Origin of the sequence: Streptomyces albofaciens JCM 4342 (assembly GCF_008634025.1) — a bacterium.
GTDB lineage: Bacteria > Actinomycetota > Actinomycetes > Streptomycetales > Streptomycetaceae > Streptomyces > Streptomyces albofaciens.
The window spans coordinates 3038785-3062598 of record NZ_PDCM01000001.1; the positions used below are offsets into that span (position 1 = coordinate 3038785).

The 23814-nt window shown below is 74.5% G+C and carries 22 protein-coding genes; 14 read left to right on the plus strand and 8 right to left on the minus strand.

Going from position 1 to position 23814, the window contains the following annotated elements; genetic code table 11:
• Positions 1-102: 102 nt before the first annotated feature.
• Both CP973_RS13665 and CP973_RS13670 read left to right on the plus strand, forming a co-directional pair.
• Positions 103-336 carry a chaplin gene (locus tag CP973_RS13665; protein ID WP_150240554.1) on the plus strand — a complete coding sequence of 78 codons (234 nt, stop codon included), beginning with the start codon at positions 103-105 and terminating at the stop codon, positions 334-336.
• 145 nt (positions 337-481) lie between these two features.
• Complete coding sequence (locus tag CP973_RS13670) at positions 482-1354, plus strand: chaplin (protein ID WP_150240556.1); 873 nt, start codon at positions 482-484, stop codon at positions 1352-1354.
• 157 nt (positions 1355-1511) lie between these two features.
• On the opposite strand, the gene CP973_RS13675 is transcribed toward CP973_RS13670, so the two are convergent.
• The gene (locus tag CP973_RS13675; RefSeq protein WP_003986762.1) at positions 1512-1700 is read right to left on the minus strand and encodes a DUF5703 family protein; all 189 of its coding nucleotides are present in this window, start codon (positions 1698-1700) and stop codon (positions 1512-1514) included.
• A gap of 47 nt (positions 1701-1747) precedes the next feature.
• Here CP973_RS13675 and CP973_RS13680 point away from each other — a divergent pair, with 47 nt between their 5' ends.
• Positions 1748-2455 (plus strand): hypothetical protein, encoded by a 708-nt coding sequence (locus CP973_RS13680; protein WP_150240558.1) that lies wholly within the window; start codon positions 1748-1750, stop codon positions 2453-2455.
• A 554-nt stretch (positions 2456-3009) separates the two neighbouring features.
• Here the strand turns inward: CP973_RS13680 and CP973_RS13685 are convergent.
• Together CP973_RS13685 and CP973_RS13690 are read right to left on the minus strand one after the other, a co-directional pair.
• Complete coding sequence (locus tag CP973_RS13685) at positions 3010-5697, minus strand: helix-hairpin-helix domain-containing protein (RefSeq protein WP_150240560.1); 2688 nt, start codon at positions 5695-5697, stop codon at positions 3010-3012.
• Positions 5694-6677 carry an aldo/keto reductase gene (locus CP973_RS13690; RefSeq protein ID WP_150240562.1) on the minus strand — a complete coding sequence of 328 codons (984 nt, stop codon included), beginning with the start codon at positions 6675-6677 and terminating at the stop codon, positions 5694-5696. The genes CP973_RS13685 and CP973_RS13690 overlap by 4 nt, the downstream gene beginning before the upstream one ends.
• Positions 6678-6862: 185 nt before the next feature.
• Here CP973_RS13690 and CP973_RS13695 point away from each other — a divergent pair, with 185 nt between their 5' ends.
• Entirely contained in the window at positions 6863-7918 is a 1056-nt protein-coding gene (locus CP973_RS13695; protein WP_150240564.1) for an LLM class F420-dependent oxidoreductase, read from the plus strand.
• 285 nt (positions 7919-8203) lie between these two features.
• A complete protein-coding gene (locus tag CP973_RS13700) occupies positions 8204-8992 on the plus strand; it encodes a ferritin family protein (protein ID WP_150240566.1) in 789 nt (262 codons plus the stop codon).
• Between the two features lie 60 nt (positions 8993-9052).
• Here the strand turns inward: CP973_RS13700 and corA are convergent, their stop codons facing one another.
• Positions 9053-10048 (minus strand): magnesium/cobalt transporter CorA, encoded by a 996-nt coding sequence (gene corA / locus CP973_RS13705; RefSeq protein ID WP_208853176.1) that lies wholly within the window; start codon positions 10046-10048, stop codon positions 9053-9055.
• Positions 10049-10238: 190 nt separating this feature from the next.
• On the opposite strand from corA, the gene CP973_RS13710 reads away from it, so the two are divergent.
• The 6 genes from CP973_RS13710 to CP973_RS39980 all read left to right on the plus strand — a co-directional run bounded on the left by CP973_RS13710 (position 10239) and on the right by CP973_RS39980 (position 16108).
• Positions 10239-10937 (plus strand): histidine phosphatase family protein, encoded by a 699-nt coding sequence (locus CP973_RS13710; protein WP_150240568.1) that lies wholly within the window; start codon positions 10239-10241, stop codon positions 10935-10937.
• Positions 10938-11063: 126 nt separating this feature from the next.
• The gene (locus CP973_RS13715) at positions 11064-11654 is read left to right on the plus strand and encodes a DUF3090 domain-containing protein (RefSeq protein ID WP_150240570.1); all 591 of its coding nucleotides are present in this window, start codon (positions 11064-11066) and stop codon (positions 11652-11654) included.
• Positions 11654-12601 (plus strand): SCO1664 family protein, encoded by a 948-nt coding sequence (locus CP973_RS13720; protein ID WP_244409473.1) that lies wholly within the window; start codon positions 11654-11656, stop codon positions 12599-12601. Before CP973_RS13715 ends, CP973_RS13720 begins: the two co-directional genes overlap by 1 nt.
• A gap of 141 nt (positions 12602-12742) precedes the next feature.
• Complete coding sequence (gene mshC / locus CP973_RS13725) at positions 12743-13972, plus strand: cysteine--1-D-myo-inosityl 2-amino-2-deoxy-alpha-D-glucopyranoside ligase (RefSeq protein ID WP_150240572.1); 1230 nt, start codon at positions 12743-12745, stop codon at positions 13970-13972.
• A gap of 154 nt (positions 13973-14126) precedes the next feature.
• Positions 14127-15083, plus strand: a complete 957-nt coding sequence (locus tag CP973_RS13730; RefSeq protein ID WP_150240574.1) for an SMP-30/gluconolactonase/LRE family protein — start codon at positions 14127-14129, stop codon at positions 15081-15083.
• The gene (locus CP973_RS39980) at positions 15080-16108 is read left to right on the plus strand and encodes an NHL repeat-containing protein (protein WP_167538329.1); all 1029 of its coding nucleotides are present in this window, start codon (positions 15080-15082) and stop codon (positions 16106-16108) included. Before CP973_RS13730 ends, CP973_RS39980 begins: the two co-directional genes overlap by 4 nt.
• Here CP973_RS39980 and CP973_RS13740 read toward each other — a convergent pair.
• The 4 genes from CP973_RS13740 to CP973_RS13755 form a co-directional block, all read right to left on the minus strand.
• Entirely contained in the window at positions 16063-16746 is a 684-nt protein-coding gene (locus tag CP973_RS13740; protein WP_150240576.1) for a response regulator transcription factor, read from the minus strand. The two genes, CP973_RS39980 and CP973_RS13740, sit on opposite strands and share 46 nt — an antisense overlap.
• Positions 16743-17597, minus strand: a complete 855-nt coding sequence (locus CP973_RS13745) for a sensor histidine kinase (protein ID WP_150240578.1) — start codon at positions 17595-17597, stop codon at positions 16743-16745. Before CP973_RS13745 ends, CP973_RS13740 begins: the two co-directional genes overlap by 4 nt.
• Positions 17598-17684: 87 nt before the next feature.
• On the minus strand, positions 17685-18863 hold the full coding sequence (locus tag CP973_RS13750) for a serine hydrolase domain-containing protein (RefSeq protein ID WP_150240580.1): 1179 nt from the start codon (positions 18861-18863) through the stop codon (positions 17685-17687).
• A gap of 164 nt (positions 18864-19027) precedes the next feature.
• Positions 19028-20194 (minus strand): PAC2 family protein, encoded by a 1167-nt coding sequence (locus CP973_RS13755; protein ID WP_150240582.1) that lies wholly within the window; start codon positions 20192-20194, stop codon positions 19028-19030.
• A 327-nt stretch (positions 20195-20521) separates the two neighbouring features.
• Here CP973_RS13755 and CP973_RS13760 point away from each other — a divergent pair, with 327 nt between their 5' ends.
• From CP973_RS13760 to CP973_RS13770, 3 genes are all read left to right on the plus strand, one after another.
• Complete coding sequence (locus tag CP973_RS13760) at positions 20522-21922, plus strand: enolase C-terminal domain-like protein (RefSeq protein ID WP_150240583.1); 1401 nt, start codon at positions 20522-20524, stop codon at positions 21920-21922.
• Positions 21919-22704, plus strand: coding sequence for an SDR family NAD(P)-dependent oxidoreductase (locus CP973_RS13765; protein WP_150240584.1), 786 nt, complete (start codon positions 21919-21921; stop codon positions 22702-22704). The genes CP973_RS13760 and CP973_RS13765 overlap by 4 nt, the downstream gene beginning before the upstream one ends.
• A gap of 81 nt (positions 22705-22785) precedes the next feature.
• Positions 22786-23808 carry a sugar ABC transporter substrate-binding protein gene (locus tag CP973_RS13770; RefSeq protein ID WP_150240585.1) on the plus strand — a complete coding sequence of 341 codons (1023 nt, stop codon included), beginning with the start codon at positions 22786-22788 and terminating at the stop codon, positions 23806-23808.
• Positions 23809-23814: the final 6 nt, after the last annotated feature.

Consider the following 23814-nt stretch of genomic DNA (forward strand, 5'->3'; position numbering starts at 1 on the left):
GGAACGAGTGAATGGCGTCATAGGCTCGTAGCTTCATCACCTTCTCCTCGTTGCAGAGGGTGCGGTCCGCGGCTGGGACCGCATTGCCAACAAGGAGGAATAATGATCAAGAAGGTCGTCGCCGCCGCGGCTGCCACCGGTGGTCTGGTGCTCGCCGGCGCGGGCATGGCCGTCGCCGACGCGGGGACGCAGGGCGCCGCCCTGAACTCCCCGGGCGTCATTTCGGGCAACGCCGTCCAGGTCCCGATCCACGTGCCGATCAACCTGTGCGGCAACACGATTGACATCATCGGGCTGCTGAACCCTGCCTTTGGCAACACCTGCGTCAACGACTGACGCGGTGCCTGAACCCGTAAGGCTGTAAACCCGGTCGGCTCCGGAGTGCGCGCCATGCACTCCGGAGCCGACGGTTGTTCCGGCCCGCGGACGCCAGGCGTTCCGCGGGCCATTCGGCAGGTCAAAGGCAGGGGAGAGCAAACCTATGCGACAGGTCGGGAAAAAGGGCCTGATCACGATTGCGGCAGCGAGCGGTGTGCTGGCCGTCGCGAGCGGCTACGCGCACGCGGATTCCGGTGCGCAGGGGAATGCGGCGCATTCCCCGGGGGTGTTGGGCGGAAATGCCGGCCAACTTCCCGTGGACATCCCGGTGCAAGCCTGCGGGAATTCCGCCAATGTCGTCGGGCTGTTGAATCCCGCCATGGGAAACGGGTGCGCCGACGGCGGCGGTTCCCGCGGCGGCGCGCACGGCGGCCGTGGTCACGGCGGCAACGGACAGGGCGGCGCCGGGGCGCAGGGCTCGGCGCAGGGTTCGCCGGGCACCGTCTCGGGCAACCACGTACAGGCACCGGTCCACGCGCCGGTCAATGCCTGCGGGAATTCCGTCAACGTCGTCGGACTCGGCAACCCCGTCAACGCCAACGGCTGCGCCGCCGACGGCAGCAGCACCGGCGACGGCACCGGAACCGGCACCGACCGACCGGCACCGCACCACCCGGGCCCGCGGGGCCCGCAGCCGTCCGGCGACGGCCCGCGGAACCCGGACAGCCCCGCCACCACCCCGGCCGAGGAGCGCGCGGGCGAACCGGCGACTCCGTCGGAACGGCAGGCACCGCACACGACGGACACGGCGGGCGCCGTGCAGGAACGGGGGCCGCGCGCACAGCTGGAGGAGTCGACTCCGCATACGCAGATCGTCACCCCGCCCAAGGGTGACCACGGCGAGGGCGAGGGCGAGGAGGAGGGGAACCTCGCCCAGACCGGTTCGAGTGCGCTCGGCGTCGCGCTGCCGGCGAGCGCGGGCCTGCTGATCGGTGGTGCGGTGCTCTACCGCCGCGCGCGATCCGCACGCCGCTGACGGGCCGGCCTGGGCGTCGCTGACGGGCCGGCCTGGGCGTCAGGCCGGTACGGCGGAGCGGGCCCCGCGTCGGCGGGGCCCGCTCCGCCGTGTCCGGGCGATGGCCGCGGACACGGCGGTCACCTCGGACGGCGCGTGCCGCGGCGGCCGTGGCCGCTCACCAGGTCGCGCGGATCTGGCGGATGATCCGGCGGCGCAGCCGCACCCGGCGGCTGCCGTCGGGATTGAGGCGCAGGCGGTCCAACTCCCAGTGTCCGTACTCGGCATGGTCGGTCAGCAGGCGTGTGGCGGCCTTGCGGGAGACCCCTCGCGGCACATACACATCGCAGAATTCGTATTCCGGCATCGCATCTATTGTGCGGGACCGGCCCCGGTACGGATAGCGTCTGCACTATGTCTGATGCTGCGCAGCCTTCCGCTGCCGAGGTACGTGCCGCCGCCGAGGCGGTCAAAGCCGCGCTGGACCGTCACCTCGACGCGGTCGAACACCGCTCGGGCCAGGACGACCCCGCCGTCTACGCCGCGTTCGACGAACTCGCCGCGGCGGCTGAGGCGTACGACGAGCTGCTGTACGACACCTATGACGAGGTCACTCCCTTCGAGATCCCCGGGAACGACACGCTGCCCGCCTACGCGGGGCCGGAGGAACCCAGCGCGCTCAGCGTGCTGATCCGGCGGGACTACGCGGTGGCCGAACCGCAGCGGCTGCTGTCGCAGGCCCAGCGGATCGCCGACCTCGACCCCGAATCGGCCGCCGACGCCGCGGCGGAGGCCAGGGCGGTCAACGGCGGCACGGGATCGGTGGCCGGTGTGGTCGGCAGCAGTGTGCACGCGGCGCTGGGCGTGCTCTTCGGGGAGTTCGAACCGGACGAGATCGCCACCCGGCACAAGGAGTTCGGCCTGGAGGAGGGCGACTCCACGCTGTGGGTGATCGCCGCCGACGAGATGCCCGAGCCCGGGGAGTGGCTCTCCGCCCCGTTCGACCAGGCCGACCCGCAGCGGGTGGTGTGCCGCTTCGACGTCAGCTCCGTCTTCGACGAGGACCTGGAAAGCGACGCGGACGACGACGATGTGCTGGAGGGGCTCGACAGGGAGAGATGACGCGGCAGGGAGAGGCCAGGGGCGGGGCTGGCCGGATCGGGCTCGGCCGGGTGTGCGGTTGCCTGGTTGGCCGGGGGCCGGGGGCCGGGGGCCGGGGGCCGGGGGCCGGGGGCCGGGGGCCGCGGTCGAGGTCGCCGTCGAGTCGCGGCCTGGGGCGCTCCGCGCCGGGACCGGGGTGCCCGGGGCCGGGACCGGGGGCGGTCTTCGGTCGTTTCCTGGGTGGTCTTTGGCCGGTTTCGGGGCGGGCGGGGCGGCCGAGGCGGGCGGTTACGGGGGCTCGGGCGGTGCCGGTTGGGGCCGGGCGACGCGTCCCGTGGGGTGGCGGCGGCGCCCGGCTTCGTACGGGTGGGGGCCGGACGGTCCCACGCGGTGGGCGCCGCCCGGCCCCGTACTGGCCCTGGCCCCGTACTAGCTGGCCCCGTACTGGCCCGGTACCCGTACCTGGCCCTGGCCCGTACCGGCCCCGTACCCGTACCGGCGGGTGCCGGACGGTCCCGTACGGGCGAAGGCTGACCGGCCTGTACGGGCGCGGCGCCCGGACCCCCGTGCCGGTGTCAGCCGGCCAGGGCGTCCGCCGTGGCCTGGACGGTGTGCAGCTGGAGCAGCGTCCGCAGGCGGGTGGTGCGCTCCTTCGCCGGGATCTCGGCGACCGCGCGTGGCAGCGCCTGGTCCACGCCCTGCACCACCGACAGATGGCGCTCGGCGCGGCCGAAGGCCGTGTAGACCCAGGCGCGGGTGAGGCCCTTGGCGGCGTCGCCCGGCAGGACCACCACGGCGGCCGGCCAGCGGGTCCCGACCGCCTGATGGGCGGTGATCGCCCAGCCGTGCCGGACCGTGTCGGCGCCGACCCGTTCGCGCGGGACGACCACGGGGGCACCGGCGCACTCCAGGTGCAGACCGGCCGCGTCGGCACCGGTGACCGTGCCGGGGACCGTACGGCCCGGGGCCGGGGAGTAGACGACGCGGTCGCCCGGGTCGAAGCCGCCGAACCGGCCGGGGCCCGGGTTCAGCCGCTCCTTGAGGGCCGCGTTCAGCGCGCGGGTGCCTGCGGCGCCGCCGTGGCCGACGGTGATGACCTGGGTCTGTTCGGCGGGCACCCCGATCGCGCGGGGCACCGAGTCGGCGACGAGCTGCACCGTACGGTGCACCGCCTCGCCCGGGTCGCGGGCCGGGACGATCACCACCTCCTTGCCGGGCGCCTCGACCTGGTTCAGCTCACCGATGCCGATGCCGGAGACCAGCTCGCCGACCGGGCCGAAATCGGGGGTGCGGGAGGCGATCTGGGGGCAGCAGCGGGCGGCGAGCACATCGGCGAAGAGCCGTCCGGGACCGGCCGACCACAGCACGCCGGGGTCGCCGCTGAGCACCAGCCGGGTGCCGTCGGTCAGCGACTCGACGAGCATCGCGGCGGTCTCCAGCTCGAGCTGGGGCGCGTCCAGGACGACCAGGAGGTCGAGCGCCAACGCGCCGTCCGCGTCCCGGCCGGGGCCTTCGCGGCCGGCCAGCAGCCCGGAGAGCGTGACGGCGGCCTTGGCGTCGTCGGGGCCGCCCGGCGCCGTGGCCAGGTCCGCGTACGCCTCGGTGGCCTCGGCGATCTGTCGGGACAGCCGGGCGCGGCCGTCGGCCGTGTGGGTGGCGCCGCAGGCGCGCAGTCCGAGGGCGCGGGCCGCGGCGATCAGGGCGGCGGGCTCGGCGCGGGCGGCCTCGGCGCCGGTGTGCGCGACCAGGCCGTTGCGGGCCGCGGCGCGGATCAGCTCGGCGGCGGAAGGGGAGGGGGCGGCCGTCGCGGCGGCTTCCCACTGGGCCGGGCGCGGCTGCCGGGCGGGCCGGGCGAGGGAGTCGGCGTCCGGCTCGGGCGCCCCGGCGGTGGGCTCTTCGCCGCCTTCCTCGGCCCCGGCAACGCCCGCGTCGCCGTCGGAGGCGTCGTCTTCCAGGCCATCTCCCGGGCCGCCATCCGTGTCGTCGCCCGCGTCGCCTTCCGTGTCGCCTTCCGCGTCGGAGGGCTCCTCGAAGGTGTTGACCAGCCGGGCCAGGCCGTCCGCGACGCTCTCCTCGGCCATGGCGAACCGGTCGAGCCCGAGCAGGACGCGGACCGGCTGCTCCTCGTCCTCGTCGTCCGCCGCCGGACGTGCTCCGGGTGTCTCGACGGCGTCCTGGAAGACGAGCACGGCGCCCTCCGCGATGGCCGTCTGCAGGGCCTCGTCCGGGTCCGGTACGGAACGCTGGGCGAGCGCGGCACGCAGCGCGGACGCCTCCAGCGCGGAGTGTCCGGCCAGGGCGGCCTGCTCCAGCAGCCAGCCGACCAGGGCCTGTGCGCGCCGCTCGTCGTCCGGGCCGCAGGCCGGGCCGAGCAGGGCCCGCGCGAAGCCGTCGGCCTGCTCGGGACGGACGCCCGGTACGGAGAGCAGCTGCCAGGGGTCCTCGCGCAGCGCTTCCGCCGCGCGCTCGCCGAGCGTTTCGGCGGTCTTCCCGGCCAGCGCCTCGGGGGCGCCGCCCGCCGTCAGCACCTGCCGTACGCCGTCGAGCCCGGGGGCCAGGTCGGCCGTCGTGGCCGGGTGGGCGGCGGAGTGCTCCGCGGGGGCGGGGCGGCCCGGGCCGTCGCCGCTGGGGGCGGGGTGGCTGTGGCCTTGGGCACCGCCCTGAGCGCCGTTCTGGACGCCGCCCTGAGCGCCGCTCCGGGCATCGCTCGGGCCGGGCCGGGCGGCAGCCGCGCCTTGCGGAGCGGGGCCTGCTGGTCCGGCCGCCGGTGCGCCTGCCGGTGCGCCCTGCCCGGCGCGGTTTCGGGAGCCGGCCGCCGGGGCCGGGACGCCGCCGTTCTTACGGGCGCCCGCTGCTGCCCCCGCACCACCTGGCCGAGGGGAGCGCGCGGTGAAGAACGAGTCCGCCGACCGCTCACCGCTCTCCACGGCCCGCACCGCCGCCGCCAGCGCCGCGGCGGTCGGCAGACCACCCCGCTCGGCGGCACCCGCGTCCGCCGCACCGGTGCCCGCGTCCGCCGAACCGGTGCCCGCGTCCGCCGCACCGGCACCCGCACCGGCGGCACCGGTACCCGCACCGGCGGCACCGGCACCCGCATCGGCCTCTGAGCCCGTCGCACCGGCCCCCGCCCCCGAGTCCGTACCACCCGCCCCGGAGGCGCCCGCCCCAGGGTCGCCCGCCGTGGCGGTCTCCCCCTCGGTGGTCTCCGGGCCGGGCGCGGCGGGCTCGGGCGCGGCCTCGTCGGAGAGGCGGTCGGTACTCACAGCGTGCTCCAGTCGTGATCGGGGTAGTGGTGCACCGGGGCCGAGATGTCGTCCAGGGCCCGGCGGATCTCGTCAGGAAGACTAAGGGTCTCCACTGACAACGCGGCTCTGAGCTGCTGCGCCGTGCGTGCGCCGACCACCGGGGCGGCGACTCCGGGGCGGTCGCGCACCCACGCGAGAGCCACTTGCAGCGCGGTGACGGCGAGGCCGTCGGCGGCCGTGGTGACCGCTTCGACGATCCGGCTCGCCGTGTCGTCCAGATACGGGGCGACGAACGGCGCGAGCTGTTCCGAGGCGCCGCGGGAGTCGGCGGGGGTGGTGTGCCGGTACTTGCCGGTGAGCACCCCGCGCCCCAGCGGCGACGAGGGCAGCAGGCCGACGCCCAGGTCACGCGCCGCGGGCAGCAGCTCCCGTTCGATGCCGCGCTGGAGGAGGGAGTACTCCATCTGGGTGCCGGCCAGGCGCGTCCGTATGGTCGGCGCGGACAGCTGCCAGGTCGCCGCCTTGGCCAGCTGCCAGCCGGAGAAGTTCGAGACGCCCACATAGCGCGCGCGGCCGGTGGCCACGGCGATGTCGAGCGCCTGCAGGGTCTCCTCCAGCGGGGTGTGCGGGTCGAAGGCATGCAGCTGCCAGAGGTCCACGTAGTCCGTGCCGAGACGTTCCAGCGAGGCGTCCAGCGCGTCCAGCAGGTGGCGGCGGGAGCCGTCGACGCGGCGGTCCGCGTCCAGGACGCTGCCCGCCTTGGTCGCGATCACCAGGTCCCGGCGCGGCACCAACTGCTCGCAGAGGCGGCCGAGGAGGTACTCGGCGCCGCCGTCCGCGTACACGTCCGCCGTGTCCACGAGGGTGCCGCCGGCCTCCCAGAACGCCTTGAGCTGCTCGGCGGCGTCGTGCTCGTCGGTGTCCCGGGCCCAGGTCAGTGTGCCGAGGCCGAGACGGGACACGCGCAGGCCCGTACGGCCGAGGTGCCTTTGCTCCATGAACCTTGAGATTACTGGCCCGTCGACCGGGCCAGGGGACCCTGTGGACAACCCTCGCCGGGTGTGCCGCGGGCCTGTGGACAACGCGGCACCCGGGTCCGTACCCGCCCGGCCGGTGACGCCCGGCACCACCCCGCGCTAGAGTCCCCGGAACACCGACGTTACTGATCAGTAAGGGGAGCGCGATGAAGCTCGGGATCAACCTCGGCTACTGGGGCGCCGGGATGGACGCGGACAATCTGGCCGTGGCGCAGGAGGCGGACCGGCTCGGCTACGCGGTCTGCTGGGCCGCCGAGGCGTACGGCTCCGACGCGCCCACCGTGCTCTCCTGGGTCGCCGCCCAGACCGAGCGCATCGACGTCGGTTCGGCGATCTTCCAGATCCCGGCGCGTACGCCCGCGATGACCGCGATGACCGCCGCCACCCTCGACTCCCTGTCCGGCGGCCGCTTCCGCCTGGGTCTGGGCGTCTCCGGGCCGCAGGTCTCCGAGGGCTGGTACGGCGTGAAGTTCGACAAGCCGCTGGCCCGGACCCGCGAGTACGTGGAGATCGTCCGTAAGGCGATGACGCGCGAGCGGCTGTCCTACGAGGGGCAGCACTGGACGCTGCCGCTGCCCGGCGGCCCCGGCAAGCCGCTGAAGCTGACCGTGCACCCGCAGCGCACCCACATCCCGCTCTACATCGCCGCGATCGGCCCGAAGAACCTCACCCAGACCGGCGAGATCGCCGACGGCGCGTTGTTGATCTTCCCCTCCGCCGACCACCTGGAGGAGACGGCCGTCACCCACATCCGGGCGGGCCGGGAGAAGGCCGGCAAGACGCTGGAGGGCTTCGACATCTGCCCGACGCTGCCGCTGGCCGTCGGCGCCGACAAGGACGTCAGCGCGCTCGCCGACACCTTCCGCCCGTACACCGCGCTCTACGTGGGCGGCATGGGCAGCCGCAAGCAGAACTTCTACAACCAGCTCGCGCGGCGCATGGGCTACGAGAAGGAGGCGACGGAGATCCAGGACAAGTACCTGGCCGGCGACAAGGAGGGCGCGGCGGCGGCGATCCCGCAGCAGCTGATCGACCAGACCACGCTGCTGGGCTCCGTCGAGCGCATCGCGGACCGGATGCAGGCGTACGCGGCGGCCGGGGTGACCACGCTGACGCTGGCGCCCTCGGGCTTCACGCTGGAGGAGCGGATCGCCTCGCTGCGGGCCGGCTCCGAGGCCCTGGAGCGCGCCGGGCTGGCGTAGGAACCCATGTCGTGACACAGGGCCCCGAGGCCTGCCGTCCGCGCCGGGCAGGCCTGCGGCCGTGGTGGGGGCTCGGGGGTCTTCCCCGCCACGGCCGTCATCCCGCACAACGCCGACGCGGCCCGCGTGGTTACGCGACGGTGCGCCGTACCACCGGCGCTCCGTCTTCCGGACGCCCCGCGGGTCACCCGAACGGACGAGATGGCCGACGCATCGGTTGCCACTCACCATCCACCGCTCTTTACTCTTCTTTTGCGTGCGGATGTGGCGTACCGGAGGTGTCCGATGCTCTCGGCGCGAAGCGTGTTCCAGGAAATTCTCGACCACGACGAGTCCTACCGGCTCTTCTGCTCCATCGCGGCCAGCGGCGAGGCACAGGGCGGGTGGGAGAACGGCCGGATCGCCGCGCTGATCCCCGCGTCCCTGCGCACCCTGGCCCCCAAGGTCGCCCGGCACGGCGCCGACGAGGACAAGCACGGACGCCTGTTCAACGCCCTGCTGCGCAAGCGTGGCCTGACCCCGGTGCCGGTTCCCGAGGCCACCGACTACACCGCCCTTCTGGAGCGCCGGGGCATCGGCCTGGCCCACGACAAGCTGCGCCGTGACGAGCCGCTCACCGAGCGGGACATCGTCGTCTACCTCGCGCACAGCCGGGTCACCGAGCAGCGCGCCGCCGAGCAGATGGATTTGCTGAAGAAGCACTTCGGCGACCACCCGGAGATCGGCCGGACGGTCCGGATGATCGCGCGGGACGAGGAGAACCACCTCGCGTACTGCCACGAGGAACTGCTGCGCCTCGTGGAGCAGGGCCACGGCCCGGTGATCCGGCGCACGCTGCGCGACTCCGCGCGCGTGGAGACCGAGGTCTACCGGGACGTCAGCCTGGCCGTGATGGCCCACATGGGCCGCATCCTGGGGTGGTCGCGGGCCAAGTCCGCGGTCCTCGCCGCCGGCATCCGCGCGGTGTACGCGTACGAGCGGCTCGGCGGCCGGCGCCGGATGGTCACGCTGCGGCCCCCGGAGCGGCGCGACGCGCTGGGCGGCCCGGCCGCCTCGGCACCGGAGTTCGTCTGAGGCGTACGGGCGCGCGTGACGCGGGCGGCGGTGGTCCGTGCGCCCCTCGGCGCTCCGTCGTCACAGCCAGCCGCGGCGCTTGAACGTCCGGTACAGCAACAGCTCGATGACCACCATCAGCAGCAGGATGCCGTAGTAGCCCCAGGACCACTTCAGCTCCGGCATGTGCTCGAAGTTCATGCCGTACACACCGGCTATCAGCGTCGGTACGGCCGCCAGCGCCGCCCACGCGGAGATCTTGCGCATGTCGTCGTTCTGGCGCACGCCCATCTGCGCCAGATGGGCGCTGAGGATGTCCGACAGCAGCCGGTCCAGGCCCTCGACCGACTCGTTGGCGCGGGTGAGGTGGTCGCCGACGTCCCGGAAGAACGGGCGGGCCTCGTCGTGCACGAAGGGCACCCCCGGGTTCTGCAGGCGCAGCATCGGCTCCACCAGCGGGTTGGTGGCCCGCCGGAACTCCAGCACCTCGCGCTTGAACGCGTAGATCGCCGCCGCCGTGTTGTTGCTGTCCCCGCCCCGGGACGGGGCGAACACCTCGGCCTCCAACTCCTCCAGGTCCACCTGGAGTTCCGCGGCCACCTCGATGTAGTGGTCGACGACCGCGTCGCCGACCGCGTACAGCACCGCGGTGGGGCCGTGCCGCAGGACGTCCGGTTCGTGCTCCAGCCGGCGGCGCACCGCGGCGAGCGGGCTGGCCTCGCCGTGCCGGACGGTGACCACGAAGGAGTCGCCGAGGAAGATCATCAGTTCGCTGGGGGAGATGGCGCCCGCCGCGTCGTCGTACGCGATCGGCTTGAGCACCACGAACAGCGAGTCGTCGTACACCTCCAGCTTCGGCCGCTGGTGGGCCTTGAGCGCGTCCTCCACGGCGAGCGGGTGCAGCCCGAACTCGCTGCTGACCCGGTCGAACTCCTCCTCCGTGGGCTCGTGCAGCCCGAGCCACAGGAAGGAGTGCCCTTCGGTACGCGCCGCTTCGAGGGCGTCGGAGAAGTCCTCCGGCCCTTCGGTGCGGCGGCCGTCCTGGTAGATGGCGCAGTCGACGATCACACTGGGCATTGTCACTCGCCCTTCCGGACCATGCCAGGAGCGCAGGGCAGGGCGGGGCGCGGGGGTGGTTGGTCACGGGGTGGAGTGCCGGATTCATACGGGTGCGCACCTGGGCGCCGTCTGTAAGGGCCCGTGGTGAAGGCCCTGCCGCACGGACCTGCGTCCGGTGCCGCGCCGTCAAGAACGTAGGCTGGCTGCCATGCCCACGCTGATCCTCGTACGGCACGGCCGCTCCACCGCCAACACCTCCGGCCTGCTCGCCGGGCGGACGCCCGGAGTGGCCCTCGACGAGCGCGGCGCCGCCCAGGCCGCGGCACTCCCCGGCCGTCTGGCGGACCTTCCGCTGGCCGCCGTCGTGAGCAGTCCGCTGCAACGCTGCCTGGAGACGGTGCGGCCCCTTCTGGACGCCCGTCCCGGCCTGCCGCTGCACACCGAGGACCGCGTCACCGAATGCGACTACGGCGACTGGTCGGGCCGCAAGCTGGCCGAGCTGAACGACGAGCCGCTGATGGAGGTCGTCCAGCAGCACCCGTCCGCCGCCGCCTTCCCCGGTGGCGAGTCGATGCGCGGCATGCAGGCGCGCGCCGTGGACGCGGTCCGCGACTGGAACGCCCGGATCGAGGCCGCGCACGGCCCCGAGGCCGTCTACGCCGTGTGCTCGCACGGCGACATCATCAAGTCGCTGGTCGCCGACGCCCTCGGGCTGCACTTCGACCTGTTCCAGCGAATCTCGGTCGAACCCTGTTCGCTGACCGCGATCCGCTACACGCGGCTGCGCCCGTATGTCGTACGCCTCGGTGACACCGGTGACTTCGGCACACTGGCACCGAGGGAGGACGGCAGCTCGGCGGCGGACGACCGGGACGCGGCCGTCGGCGGCGGCGCGGGCGGACCGTGATCAGCGGGCGCAGTAGGGTGGTGCGACGACGCTGCCGGCCACACCTTCCGCGCACCGCACCCGCACGCACCACCCACAGGAACCGCAGCGACCACTACCCCGCAGTCGAGCAAACGGAGCAGGACGTTGTCCCGTCAGGTGTTCTTCTACGACGCGCCGGACCGCTTCGTGGCCGGTACGGTCGGGCTGCCTGGCCGCCGTAGCTTCTTCCTCCAGGCGTCGGCCGCCGGCCGCACCACCAGTGTGGCCCTGGAGAAGACCCAGGTCGCCGCGCTCGCCGAGCGCATCGACGAGCTGCTGGACGAGGTGGTGCGCCGCAGCGGCGGCAACGCCCCCGTCCCCGCGGTCGCCCCCGCCGAGCAGGCCGACACCGCGCCGCTGGAGGCGCCGGTGGAAGAGGAGTTCCGGGTCGGCACCATGGCGCTGGCCTGGGACGGCGACGAACAACGCATGATCATCGAGGCCCAGGCGCTGGTCGAGCTGGACGCCGACACGGACGAGGATCTCGCCGAGGCCGAGGAGCGGCTGCTCCAGGACGATGAGAACGGCCCGCCGATGCTGCGCGTCCGCCTCACCGGCGCGATGGCCCGCTCGTTCGCCAAGCGGGCCCTGGAGGTCGTCAACGCGGGCCGTCCGCCGTGCCCGCTGTGCAGCCTGCCGCTCGACCCGGAAGGACATGTGTGCCCGCGCCAGAACGGATACCGGCGGGACGCGTGATGCCGGGGGAGGAGACGGTGGCGGCCGGCGGCGCCGGGCCGGCCGACCGGGTGGCGGACCGCCGGACGGGTGAGAGCCGGGACGGCGGGACGGACGGCGGTCCACAGGGCGGTGCCAACGGCGGCATAGCCGGCCGGGCCGCCGCCGGGCGTCCCGAACGGCTGTCCGCCGACGCGCTGGCCCGCGGCGAACTGACCGTACGCGGACAGGTCCGGGAGGCGTCCAACGCCGTCCTGTACTGCACGATCACCTACGAGGGCGCCACCGGCACCTGCGTCTACAAGCCCGTCGCCGGTGAGCGCCCGCTGTGGGACTTCCCCGACGGCACCCTCGCCCAGCGCGAGGTCGCCGCCTACGAGCTGTCCCGGGCCACCGGCTGGGACCTGATCCCCACCACGGTGCTGCGCGACGGCCCGTACGGCCAGGGCATGGTCCAGGAGTGGATCGAGGCGGCGCCGGAGGGCGCGGAGCTGCTGGCGCTGGTCGAGGAGGACGAACCGGGACCCGGCTGGAAACCGGTGGGTTTCGCCGAGGTCGGCGAAGGGCGCACCGCGCTTCTGGTACACGCCGACGACGAGCGGCTGCGGCGCCTCGCCGTCCTGGACGCCGTGATCAACAACGGCGACCGCAAGGGCGGCCACCTGCTGCCCGCCGCCGACGGCCGGCTCTACGCCATCGACCACGGCGTGACCTTCAACGCCGACGACAAGCTGCGCACGCTGCTGTGGGGCTGGGCGGGCGAGCCGCTGACCGAGGAGGCCCGTACGGTGCTGGAGCGGCTCGCCACGGCGCTGGCCGAGGGCGCCCCGCTCGCCACCCGGCTGGCCGCGCTGATCACCGGCGCCGAGCTGGCGGCGCTGCGCGCACGCGTCGCGGGCCTGCTGCGCACCGGGGTGCACCCGCGGCCCGGCGGTGACTGGCCGCCGATTCCCTGGCCGCCGGTCTGAGAGGCGGCGGAGGGCCGAGGAGGGGCGCGTCTGTCCGCCGGGCGCTGCTGCACACATCGCCGTCCCGCACAAGAGTCCGCATTCGGCCAAGATCCGTGGTCCGGTTCGTATGCGGAACGTGCGTCCGGTTACGCTCAAGGCATGCATGCATGGCCCGCTTCTGAGGTCCCCGCCCTGCCCGGCCAGGGCCGCGACCTGAGGATCCACGACACCGCGACCGGCGGACGGGTGACCCTCGCCCCCGGTCCCGTCGCCCGTATCTATGTCTGCGGCATCACGCCGTACGACGCCACCCACATGGGGCACGCGGCGACCTACAACGCGTTCGACCTGGTCCAGCGCGTGTGGCTCGACACGAAGCGCCAGGTGCACTACGTGCAGAACGTCACCGACGTCGACGACCCCCTCCTGGAGCGGGCCCTGGCCACCGGCGACGACTGGACCGCGCTCGCCGAGCGGGAGACCGCGCTGTTCCGCGAGGACATGACGGCCCTGCGGATGCTCCCGCCGCGCGAGTACGTCGGCGCCGTCGAGGCCATACCGTGGATCGTCCCGATGGTCGAGCGGCTGCGCGACAACGGCGCCGCCTACGAGCTCGAAGGCGACGTCTACTTCTCCGTCGAGGCCGACCGGCACTTCGGCGAGGTCTCCCGGCTCGACGCCGAGGCGATGCGGGTGCTGTCCGCCGAGCGCGGCGGCGACCCGGAGCGCCCCGGCAAGAAGAACCCGCTCGACCCGATGCTGTGGATGGCCGCCCGCGAGGGTGAGCCCAGCTGGGACGGCGGCTCGCTCGGCCGCGGCCGGCCGGGCTGGCACATCGAGTGTGTCGCCATCGCCCTGCAGCACCTCGGCATGGGCTTCGACGTGCAGGGCGGCGGCTCCGACCTCGCCTTCCCGCACCACGAGATGGGCGCCTCGCACGCCCAGGCGCTGACCGGCGAGCACCCCTTCGCCAAGGCGTATGTGCACGCCGGCATGGTCGCCCTGAACGGCGAGAAGATGTCCAAGTCCAAGGGCAACCTCGTCTTCGTCTCCAAGGTGCGCCGCGACGGCACGGACCCGGCGGCGATCCGCCTGGCCCTGCTCGCGCACCACTACCGGGCCGACTGGGAGTGGACCGACGCGGTCCTGGAACAGGCCGTGGAGCGGCTGGCGCGCTGGCGCGCCGCGGTCTCCCGCCCGGACGGCCCGCCCGCCGAGGCGCTGCTGGAAGAGATCCGTACGGCGCTCGCCGACGACCTGGACTCGCCGGCCGCGCTCGCCGCGGTCGACCGCTGGGCCGCCGCGCAGCAGGCGGACGGCGGCAGCGACGAGGGCGCGCCCGGCCTGGTCTCGCGCGCGGTGGACGCGCTGCTCGGCGTCGCGCTGTAACCGTACGGCGGACTTCCCGCCCATCCCCCGGGGCGTTCCCTCTCGCGAGGGAGCGCCCCGATTCGCTTGTGAAGACGGGCCGTTGTGGCGGGTGGCGGGCAGCGGAGTGTGCTGGGCTGGGCGCCACAGGACCCTCGCAGGAAGGACGTGCGCCATGCACCGCCCCCTGTCCCGCCGAAGACTCCTCGCCACCGGCACGGCCCTGGGCGCCGGAGCCGCCCTGGCACCGCTCGGCCCCCTCGCCCCGCCCGCGCACGCGGCCGGTGACTGGCCCACCACCCTCTCCCTGCCCGACGGGTTCCGGCCGGAGGGCATCGCCATCGGCCGCGGCCCGTACGCGTACTTCGGCTCCATAGGCGACGGCTCGGTCTACCGCGCCGACCTGGCCACCGGCCGGGGGCGGCTGATCACCGGCAGCCTCGGGGACCGGCAGTCCGTCGGCCTCAAGCTCGACGCCCGGGGACGGCTGTTCATCGCGGGCGGCCTGGGCGTGCTGCGGGTCGTGGACGCGCGCGGCGGCGCCGTCCTGGCCACGTACGAGGTCGGCGGCGGCCTGCCGACGCTCGTCAACGATGTCGTCCTCACCCCGGACGCCGCCTACTTCACCGACTCCTACCGGCCCCGGCTGTTCGTGCTGCCCTTCGGCCGGCACGGTGAGCTGCCCGGCCCCGACGGGATCCGTACCCTGCCGCTGACCGGGGAGTGGGTGCAGGGCTCCTTCGCGGCGAACGGCATCGAACGCACCCCGGACGGTACGGCGCTGCTCGTCGTCAACGTCGTCGCCGGAGCGCTCTTCCGCGTCGATCCCCGCACCGGGGACGCCCGCAAGGTGCCGCACACCGGCCCGCCGCTCGTGAACGGCGACGGACTGCTGCTCGTGGGGCGTCACTTGTATGTCGTGCAGCAGTACCAGAACGCCGTGGACGTGCTGCGCCTGAACGGCAGCGGCACGCGCGGCCGGGCCGTCGCCCGGATCACCGACCCGCGCTTCGACGTCCCGACCACCGCCGCCGTCCACGGCGACCGCGTCTACCTGCCCAACGCCCGTCTGAACGTCGACCCGCCGCTGCCGACCACGACGTACACCGCGGTCGCGGTGGAGCGCGTATGACCGGCCGTACACGCGGACCCGCGGCCGCGCCGCGCGCCCTGACCCGCCGGAAGCTGCTCGCCACCGGCGCCGCCCTGGGCGCGGGCGCGGCGCTCGGCCCCGCCGCGCCCGCCTCCGCCCGTACGGCCGCCACGCCCGGCCGTACGGTCTTCCGGCTGCCCGACGGCTTCCGGCCCGGCTGCGCCGCCGACGGCCGGTTCGGCCTGCTCTACTTCGGCTCGCTCCACGACGGTTCGGTCCACCGGGTCGATCCGGCCACGGGGGACGGCGCCCTCGTCCATCGCGGCACCGGCGGCCCGGCGGTCGCCCTCCAGGTCAACTGGCAGACCTCGCTGTTCGTCGCGGGCGGCGCGAGCGGCGAACTGCGGGTGATCGAGGGCGGTACGGGCGCGGTACGCGGCGTCTACCCGCTCGGCGGCGCGGCGGCGTACGCGAGCGATCTGATCGGGGTCGGCGCCGGGCACTATGTCAGCGACGCCGCCCGGCCCTGCGTCCACCTGCTGCCGTACGGCCCGTCCGGCTCCCTCCCGCCCCCGCCAGGCGGCATCGTCACCCTGCCGCTGACGGGGGAGTGGGTTCAGGGCGACGGCCCCACGGCCACCGGGATCACCTACGCGGACGACGGCGGCCTGATCGTCCTCAACTCCGCGGCCGGAGCGCTCTACCGGGTCGATCCGAAGACCGGCGACGCCGTACGCGTCCCGCACCACGGCCCGTCGCTGTGCGGCGGCGACGGACTGTGCACCCTGGGCGGCCGCCTCCATGTCGTCCGGCCGGAACTCAACGCGGTGGACGTGCTGCGCCTCGACCCGGCCACCGGCAGCACGACCGTCGGCCGCCTCACCGACCCGGATCTCGACGCGCCGGGCAAACCGGCGGTGGACCGGTCGCGTACGCAGCTGTGCGTCCCCAACACCCGCCGGGGGACGCCGCCGACGCCCACCACCCCGTACACCGCGCTGTCGCTGCCGCTAGGCGATCACAGCGGTTCCGGCCCCGCAGGAGGAACGATGCCCGCCTCGTGAGCCACCACCGCGGCGGCGGCCCGGTTCTCCACGCCCAGGCGCGCCAGGATGGAGCTGACGTGGGCCTTGACCGTGCCTTCCACCACCTGCAACCGGCGGGCGATCTGCCCGTTGGACAGGCCGCCGCCGAGGAAGGCCAGGACGTCCCGCTCCCGGGCGGTCAGGGAGCGGACCCGGTCGCGGGCGGCGGCGCGCCGGGCGGCCAGGGCGCCCGTGCCGGTCGCCGCGAGATGGGCGACGACCCGGGCCGCGATCCTGGGCGGCAGGTACGCGGCGCCCTCGGCCACCGCGCGGACCCCCGCGATCAGCTCCCCGGGATCGCCCGACTTGATCAGGAACCCGGCCGCGCCCCGGCCGAGCGCCTGGAGGATGTAGTCGTCCTCGCCGAACGTCGTCAGCATCACGACGCCGGCGCCCGGCACGGTGGCGCGGATCTCGCCCGCCGCCTCGATACCGTCGGTGCCCGGCATACAAATGTCGAGCACGGCCACCGCGGGGCGGTGGCGCCGCGTCAGTGCCACCGCCCCGTGCCCGTCGGCGGCCTCGGCGACGACCTCGATGTCCGGCGCCGTGGTCAGGACGGCGCACACGCCCGCGCGGATCATCGCGTCGTCGTCGGCGACCAGCACCCGGATCACCGGGCGCTCACGAGGTACGGCGGTCGCGGCAGCGGCCCGCTGCCCGAGGTGGCGGGGGTGGGCTCGGGGACCTGGTGCGGAATCCGTGCGGCGACCGTGAAACCCGCGCCGTACGGGCCGGACCGGAAGGATCCGCCGGCCGACCGCACCCGTTCGTCCAGGCCGATGAGACCGCGCCGGCTCCCGGGCGGGCGGCCGGCCGCCGGGCGGGTCGGCGGGCCGTTGCGCACCACGACCTCCGTCTCCGTGGGCCGGTGCGTCACATGGACGGTCGCCCGCGCGCCGGGCGCGTGCTTGGCGACGTTGGTCAGCGCCTCCTGGACCACGCGGTGGGCAGTCTGTTCGACGGCCTCGGCCAGGCCGTCCGCCACGCCGTCGACGTGCAGCTCGACCGCGAGCCCGGCCGCGGCCGCCCCGGCCGTCAGCCGCGCGAGGCCGGACCCCGGCGGCCGGGCCGGAGCGCCGTCGGTCTCCGCCCGCAGGACCCCGATCACCTGCCCGAGATGCTCCACCGCCGCCGCCACCCCGCTCCCGATGTCGGCGGCGGCGCGCCGGTGGTGCTCCGCGAGCCCGGGCGCGAGCTTCAACGTTCCGGCGCGCAGCGCGATCAGGCTCAGATCGTGGCCGAGCACGTCGTGCATGTCCCGGGCGATCCGGGCCCGCTCGGCCAGCCGGGCCCGCTCGACGAGCCGCCGCTGTTCGCGTCGCAGCTGTCCGGCCCGCTCCCAGCCCGCCCGGGCGAGCCGCCGGCACCGGCGCCGGAACCGGCTCGCCGACCAGGCGAGCAGCAGGGCGATCAGCGTCGTGGCAGCCGCGGCCGGCACCGCCGCCACACCGAAACCGTCGGTCACCGCCGCGTCCCCTTCCCCCGGTTTCCCCGTTCAGGAGCCGGCCGGCCGCTCCGGGAGCCGGACCGGCCGTTCCTGTCGATACGGATCTCAGCGACTGCCCGGCGCGAAGGCGGCCTGCACGAGACGGGCGGCGACCGGGTTCATCGTCTCGCCCTTGGCGTCCACCGCGTTGACGGAGTACACCAGCGTCCGCGACAGGTCCCGGGTGGCCGCGATGAACGTGCTGTAGCCGGGCCGGCCGCCGCTCTTGCCCCAGACGACCCGTCCGTCGCCGGCGTCGTAGCGCTGGAGCCCCGCGCTCAGCTTGGCGCCCTTGACGGCCGGCACCGTGAACATCTCCTTCTCCAGCAGCGGCTGGGGCACCAGTTCGCCCCGGAACAGCGCGACGAGGAACTTCTCCAGATCAGCGGTGGTGGAGATCATGTTCCCCGCCGCCCACCGGTCGGACATGTTCCACTCGGTCGCGTCGACCACCTCGCCGGTCACCAGCCGCTGGTAACCCCGGTGGTGCGGGCCGTGGATCCGCGGATCGGCCCCGCGGGGGAACGAGGTGTGCGTCATGCCGGCCGGCTGGAAGATCCGCAGGCGCGCCTGGTTCTCGTACGTGTCACCGGTGACCTTCTCGATCAGCATGCCGAGCACGGTGTAGTCGATGTTGCTGTAGCGCTGCTTCTTGCCCGGCCCCTCGTCGTCGCCGCGATAGGGCCCCTTGGCGACGGACTCCGCCACGACGGCCTGCGGGGTGAGGGTGCGGAAGCGGTTCGCGTACCCCTCGGCGTTCTCCGGCCCGAGGGACGCGCCCGGTTGCAGACCGCTGGTGAAGGTGAGCAAGTGCCGTACGGTGATGGGCCGGTCGAAGGTCTTCGGCAGCAGGCCGGGCAAGTAGTGCTGGACGGTGCCGTCCAGGTCGATCTTCTTGTCGGCGGCGAGCCGGAGCACGAGGGCCGCGGTGACCACCTTGGTGGTCGAGCCCGCGCGGAACCGCGCGTTCTCCAGGGGCCCGCGCCCCGTCGACAGGTCGCGCACCCCGGCGCTCCCGTGCCAGCTGCCGTGCCCGCCCACCCGTACCAGCGCGGCGGTCGTGTCCCGGTCCGGCAGCCCGCCGAGCGCCTTCCGGAGCGCCACGGTGTCCGGGCCGTCCTGCTGCCGGGGAGCCGCCGCGGACGCCCCGGCCGGCAGAGAAGCGGCGACCGCGGAACCCGCGGTGACTCCGGTGACGAGGGCGGCGATCAGGGCGGCGGTGACGGCGCGGGTACGCAAGGGCACTCCAGAGGTCGGCGAGCCGGGGCTCGTTCGTACGAAGACGAAGAGCAGCTTTCCGGACGCGCGCCCGCCGGGGATCGCCGGTGAGGAGGAGCCCGCCCCCGGCCCGCCTTAGGGGACGACCCGGAGGTTCCCGGCCGGCCGTCCCTGATGGGGCCCCGGCGGGGTCAGCCCTCCGAGCCGTCCGCCGGGCCGTCCTTGGGGCTGTCCTCCGGCTCCCCGGCGTCCGGCTTGCGGGAGTCCGGGCCGCCTGCGGAACCCGGGCCCTTGGCCTCCTGGCCCCTGGCCTCCGGACCCTTGGGGTCCGCCGGGCCGCCCGGCTCGCGGCCGGGGTCCTTGGAATCCTTCGGTTCCTTGGGCTCCTTCGGCTCCTTCGGAGCGGGCTTCGGCGGGCGGGTACGGCCGCTGGCCGTGTCGCGCAGGTACGAGCCGTCGCGGCTGTCGGCGACGCCGCCGTCGGTGGCCAGGCCGGGACCGGCCTGCGGGTCCCGGCGGCGCAGATAGCGCTCGAACTCGCGGGCGATGGCCTCACCGGACGCCTCCGGCAGGTCGGCGGTGTCCCGCGCCTCCTCCAGCGACTGGACGTACTCGGCGACCTCACTGTCCTCGGCCGCCAGCTGGTCCACGCCCAGCTGCCACGCCCGCGCGTCCTCGCTCAGCTCGCCCAGCGGGATGCGCAGGTCGAGCAGGTCCTCCAGGCGGTTCAGGAGCGCCAGGGTGGCCTTCGGGTTCGGCGGCTGGGAGACGTAGTGCGGCACCGCCGCCCACAGGCTGACGGCCGGGACGCCCGCGTGGGTGCACGCCTCCTGGAGGATGCCGACGATGCCGGTCGGGCCCTCGTACCGGGTCTCCTCCAGGTCCAGCCGGCTCGCCAGGTCCGGGTCGGAGGTGACGCCGCTGACCGGCACCGGCCGGGTGTGCGGGGTGTCGCCGAGCAACGCGCCCAGCACCACCAGCATCTCCACGCCCAACTCGTGCGCGAACCCCAGGATCTCGTTGCAGAACGAGCGCCAGCGCATGCTCGGCTCGATGCCCCGCACCAGCACCAGGTCGCGCGGCTTGCCCTTGCCGTTCGCGTCGGCGATCCGGACGACGGAGAGCCGGGTCGTGGGCCATGTGATCTTGCGTACGCCGCCGTCCAGCCAGACGGTCGGGCGGTTGACCTGGAAGTCGTAGTAGTCCTCCGCGTCCAGCGCGGCGAACACCTCGCCCTTCCATTCCCGGTCCAGATGCGCGACCGCGGCGGAGGCGGCGTCGCCGGCGTCGTTCCAGCCCTCGAACGCGGCCACCATGACCGGGTCGATCAGCTCGGGAACCCCCTCGAGCTCGATCACCCAGCGCCTCCTTCCGACCGGCGCCACCTCCTCGGGGCGGCCACCGGCAGCAGTTCCTTTGCGTGCGCCCCCAGCCTACGGCGTCCGTGGTACCCCCACGCAGCCCCTGTGCACGAACGAGTGTGCACACATCCGACGTGTTCGGATTGCGTCCGCCCCGGCCCCCGGACCGGGCCCGTGCCCGGTCCGACACCGTCCGGCGTCCGGATTCCGACGCCGCTCCGCGCCCTCCGCACGCCCCCTGGACGCTGCCACGCGGCGGCGCTATACATCGGGGGTCCGGGAAAAGGTCCGATGTTCATCCGCGCCGTCCCTGGAGGCGTACGCATGGCCGTCACCGACACCGTCACGGGCGTGGAGGTCCACGACGTCCGCTTCCCCACCTCCCGGGAACTCACCGGCTCGGACGCGATGCACCCGGACCCGGACTACTCCGCCGCCTACGTCGTGCTGAGCACCGCCGCCGGCGGCCGGGGCCACGGCCTGTGCTTCACCATCGGCCGCGGCAACGACGTGGTCGCCGCCGCGGTCCGCACCCTCGCCCCGTTCGTGACCGGCCGCCCGGCCCCCGCCACCGCCGCCGATCTGGCCGCCCTGCACCGCGATCTGACGCACGACTCGCAACTGCGCTGGCTCGGCCCCGAGAAAGGCGTGGCGCACATGGCGGCCGGGGCACTGGTCAACGCCGCCTGGGACCTGGCCGCCACCCGCGCCGGCCTGCCCGTCTGGGCGTTCCTGTCCGCCATGTCCCCCGAGGACCTGGTCTCCCTCGTCGACTTCCGCTACCTGACCGACGCACTGACCCCGGACGACGCGCTGGCGATCCTGCGCGCCGCGGAACCGGGCCGCGCCCGGCGCGCCGCCCGCCTGAAGGCCGAGGGCTACCCGGCCTACACCACCTCGCCCGGCTGGCTCGGCCACGACGACGCCACCCTCGTCCGGCTGGCCCGGAAGGCGGTGGCCGACGGCTTCCGGCAGATCAAGCTCAAGGTGGGCGCGGACCCGGACGACGATCTGCGGCGGCTGCGGCTGGCGCGGGAGGCCGTCGGGCCCGGGGTGCGGATCGCGGTCGACGCCAACCAGCGCTGGGACGTGGCGGACGCGGTCCGCCGGCTGACCGCGCTCGCGCCGTACGATCCGTACTGGATCGAGGAGCCGACCAGCCCCGACGACGTCCTCGGGCACGCCGCCGTGCGCTCCGGGCAGCCGGTCAAGGTCGCCACCGGCGAACACGCCGCCAACCGCGTGGTGTTCAAGCAGCTGCTCCAGGCGGGCGCGGTGGACTTCGTGCAGATCGACGCGGCGCGGGTGGCGGGTGTGAACGAGAACGTGGCGATCCTGCTGCTGGCCGCCAAGCACGGCGTGCCGGTGTGCCCGCACGCGGGCGGCGTCGGGCTGTGCGAGCTGGTGCAGCACCTGGCGATGTTCGACTACGTGGCGGTGTCCGGCACCCGGCGGGACCGGGTGATCGAGTACGTCGACCACCTCCACGAGCACTTCACCGACCCGGCCGTCGTCACCGGCGGCCGCTACCGGGCGCCCACCGCCCCCGGCTTCTCCGCCCGCATGAAGCCCCTGTCGGTCGCCGCGTACCGCTTCCCGGACGGGCCGGTGTGGCGGGCCGGGCCGGACGGCGATCAGGAGTCGGACCCGGACCCGGACCCGGAACCGGACCAGGACCCGGACGCGGGCCCGGACCTGACAGGCGGTCAGGAGGGCACGGCATGAGCACCGCCCCCGAAGGACGCGATTTCGCGGGCATGGCGGCGGTCGTCACCGGCGGCGCCTCCGGCATCGGCGCCGCCACCGCCGCCCTGCTGCTGCGCCGCGGCGCCCGGGTCGCCGTACTGGACCGCGACCCGGCCGGAGCCCCGCCCGGCACCGTGCCGGTGACGGCCGACGTGACCGATGACGACGCCGTACGGGCGGCGGTCGCCGCCGCCGTGGACGCGCTCGGCGGGCTGGACGCCCTCGTGGGGAACGCGGGCATCGGCGCCGTCGGTACGGTCGAGGACAACGCCGACGCGGAGTGGCGGCACGTCCTGGACGTCAACGTCCTGGGGCTCATGCGCACCGCGCGGGCCGCCCTGCCGCACCTGCGGCGCAGCGCCGCCGAGCGGCCCGGCCGCGCCTCGATCACCCACACCTGCTCCATCGCCGCCACCGCCGGACTGCCGCGGCGCGCCCTCTACAGCGCCAGCAAGGGCGCCGTGCTCTCCCTCACCCTCGCCATGGCCGCCGACCACGTCCGCGAGGGCATCCGCGTCAACTGCGTCAACCCCGGGACGGTCGACACCCCGTGGGTGGGGCGGCTGCTGGACCGGGCGCCGGACCCGGTGGCCGAGCGGGCCGCGCTCGACGCCCGGCAGCCGACGGGCCGGATGGTCACCGCCGACGAGGTCGCCGCCGCCATCGCCCACCTGGCGTCCCCGGCCGCCTCCGGCATCACCGGCACCGCGCTCGCGGTCGACGGCGGCATGCAGGGGCTGCGGCTGCGCCCCGCCACCTGAGCCGCGGCCGGACGACCGCGGACCGTACGGGACGGGCGGCGCAGCACAGCCGTACACCTCGACCTACGACGGGACGGGACCATGGGACTGCGTACGACCGGCGCGGCGGTGGGCGCCCTGCTGCTCGCCGCCGCGCTCGCCGCCTGCAACCGGGGCGGCGACGCCCGCGGGAAGATCGGCATCGACCTGCCGCGGGCCGACACCGACTTCTGGAGCTCCTACCAGGACCACATGGAGCAGGAGCTGGCCGCGACCCGGACCAGGGCGCTGCCGCTGTCCAACTCGCAGAACGACGTGGCCAAGGTCGTCTCCAACGTGCAGGCGCTCACCGCCCAGGGCGCCGGGGCGGTCGTGATCGCCCCGCAGGACACCGGCGCGATCACCGCCGAGCTGCACCGGCTCGCGGCCCGGAAGATCCCCGTGATCAGCGTGGACACCCGGCCCGACGCCGGCCCGGTCACGATGGTCGTACGGGCCGACAACCGCGCGTTCGGGGAGAAGTCCTGCGACTACCTGGGCCGGAAACTGGGCGGCCGGGGGCGGGTGGCCGAACTCCAGGGGGATCTCAGCTCCGTCAACGGACGGGACCGCTCCGAGGCGTTCGCCGCCTGCATGCGGCGGAAGTACCCGGGAATCACCGTGCACGAGCTGCCCACCGACTGGAAGGGCGAGGTCGCCTCAGCCAAACTCCAGAGCCTGCTGGGCCGGTACCCGGACACCGACGGCGTCTACATGCAGGCGGGCGGCGCCTTCCACCGGCCCGTCCTGGCGCTCCTCGAACAGCGTGGCCTGCTCAAGCCGGCCGGCACCGCAGGGCACATCACGGTCGTCTCCAACGACGGCATCCCCGAGGAACTCGCCGCCATCCGCGCGGGGACGATCGACGCCACACTGTCCCAGCCGGCCGACCTGTACGCGAAGTACGCGCTGTACTACGCCCGCGCGGCGCTCGCGGGCCGGACGTTCGCGCCCGGCCCCACCGACCACGGCTCGAAGATCGTGAAGATCCCGAACGGCCTGGAGGACCAGCTGCCGGCCCCGCTCGTCACCCGGGCCAATGTGGACGACCCGCGACTGTGGGCCAACCGGCCCGCGGGAAAATAGCGGTGG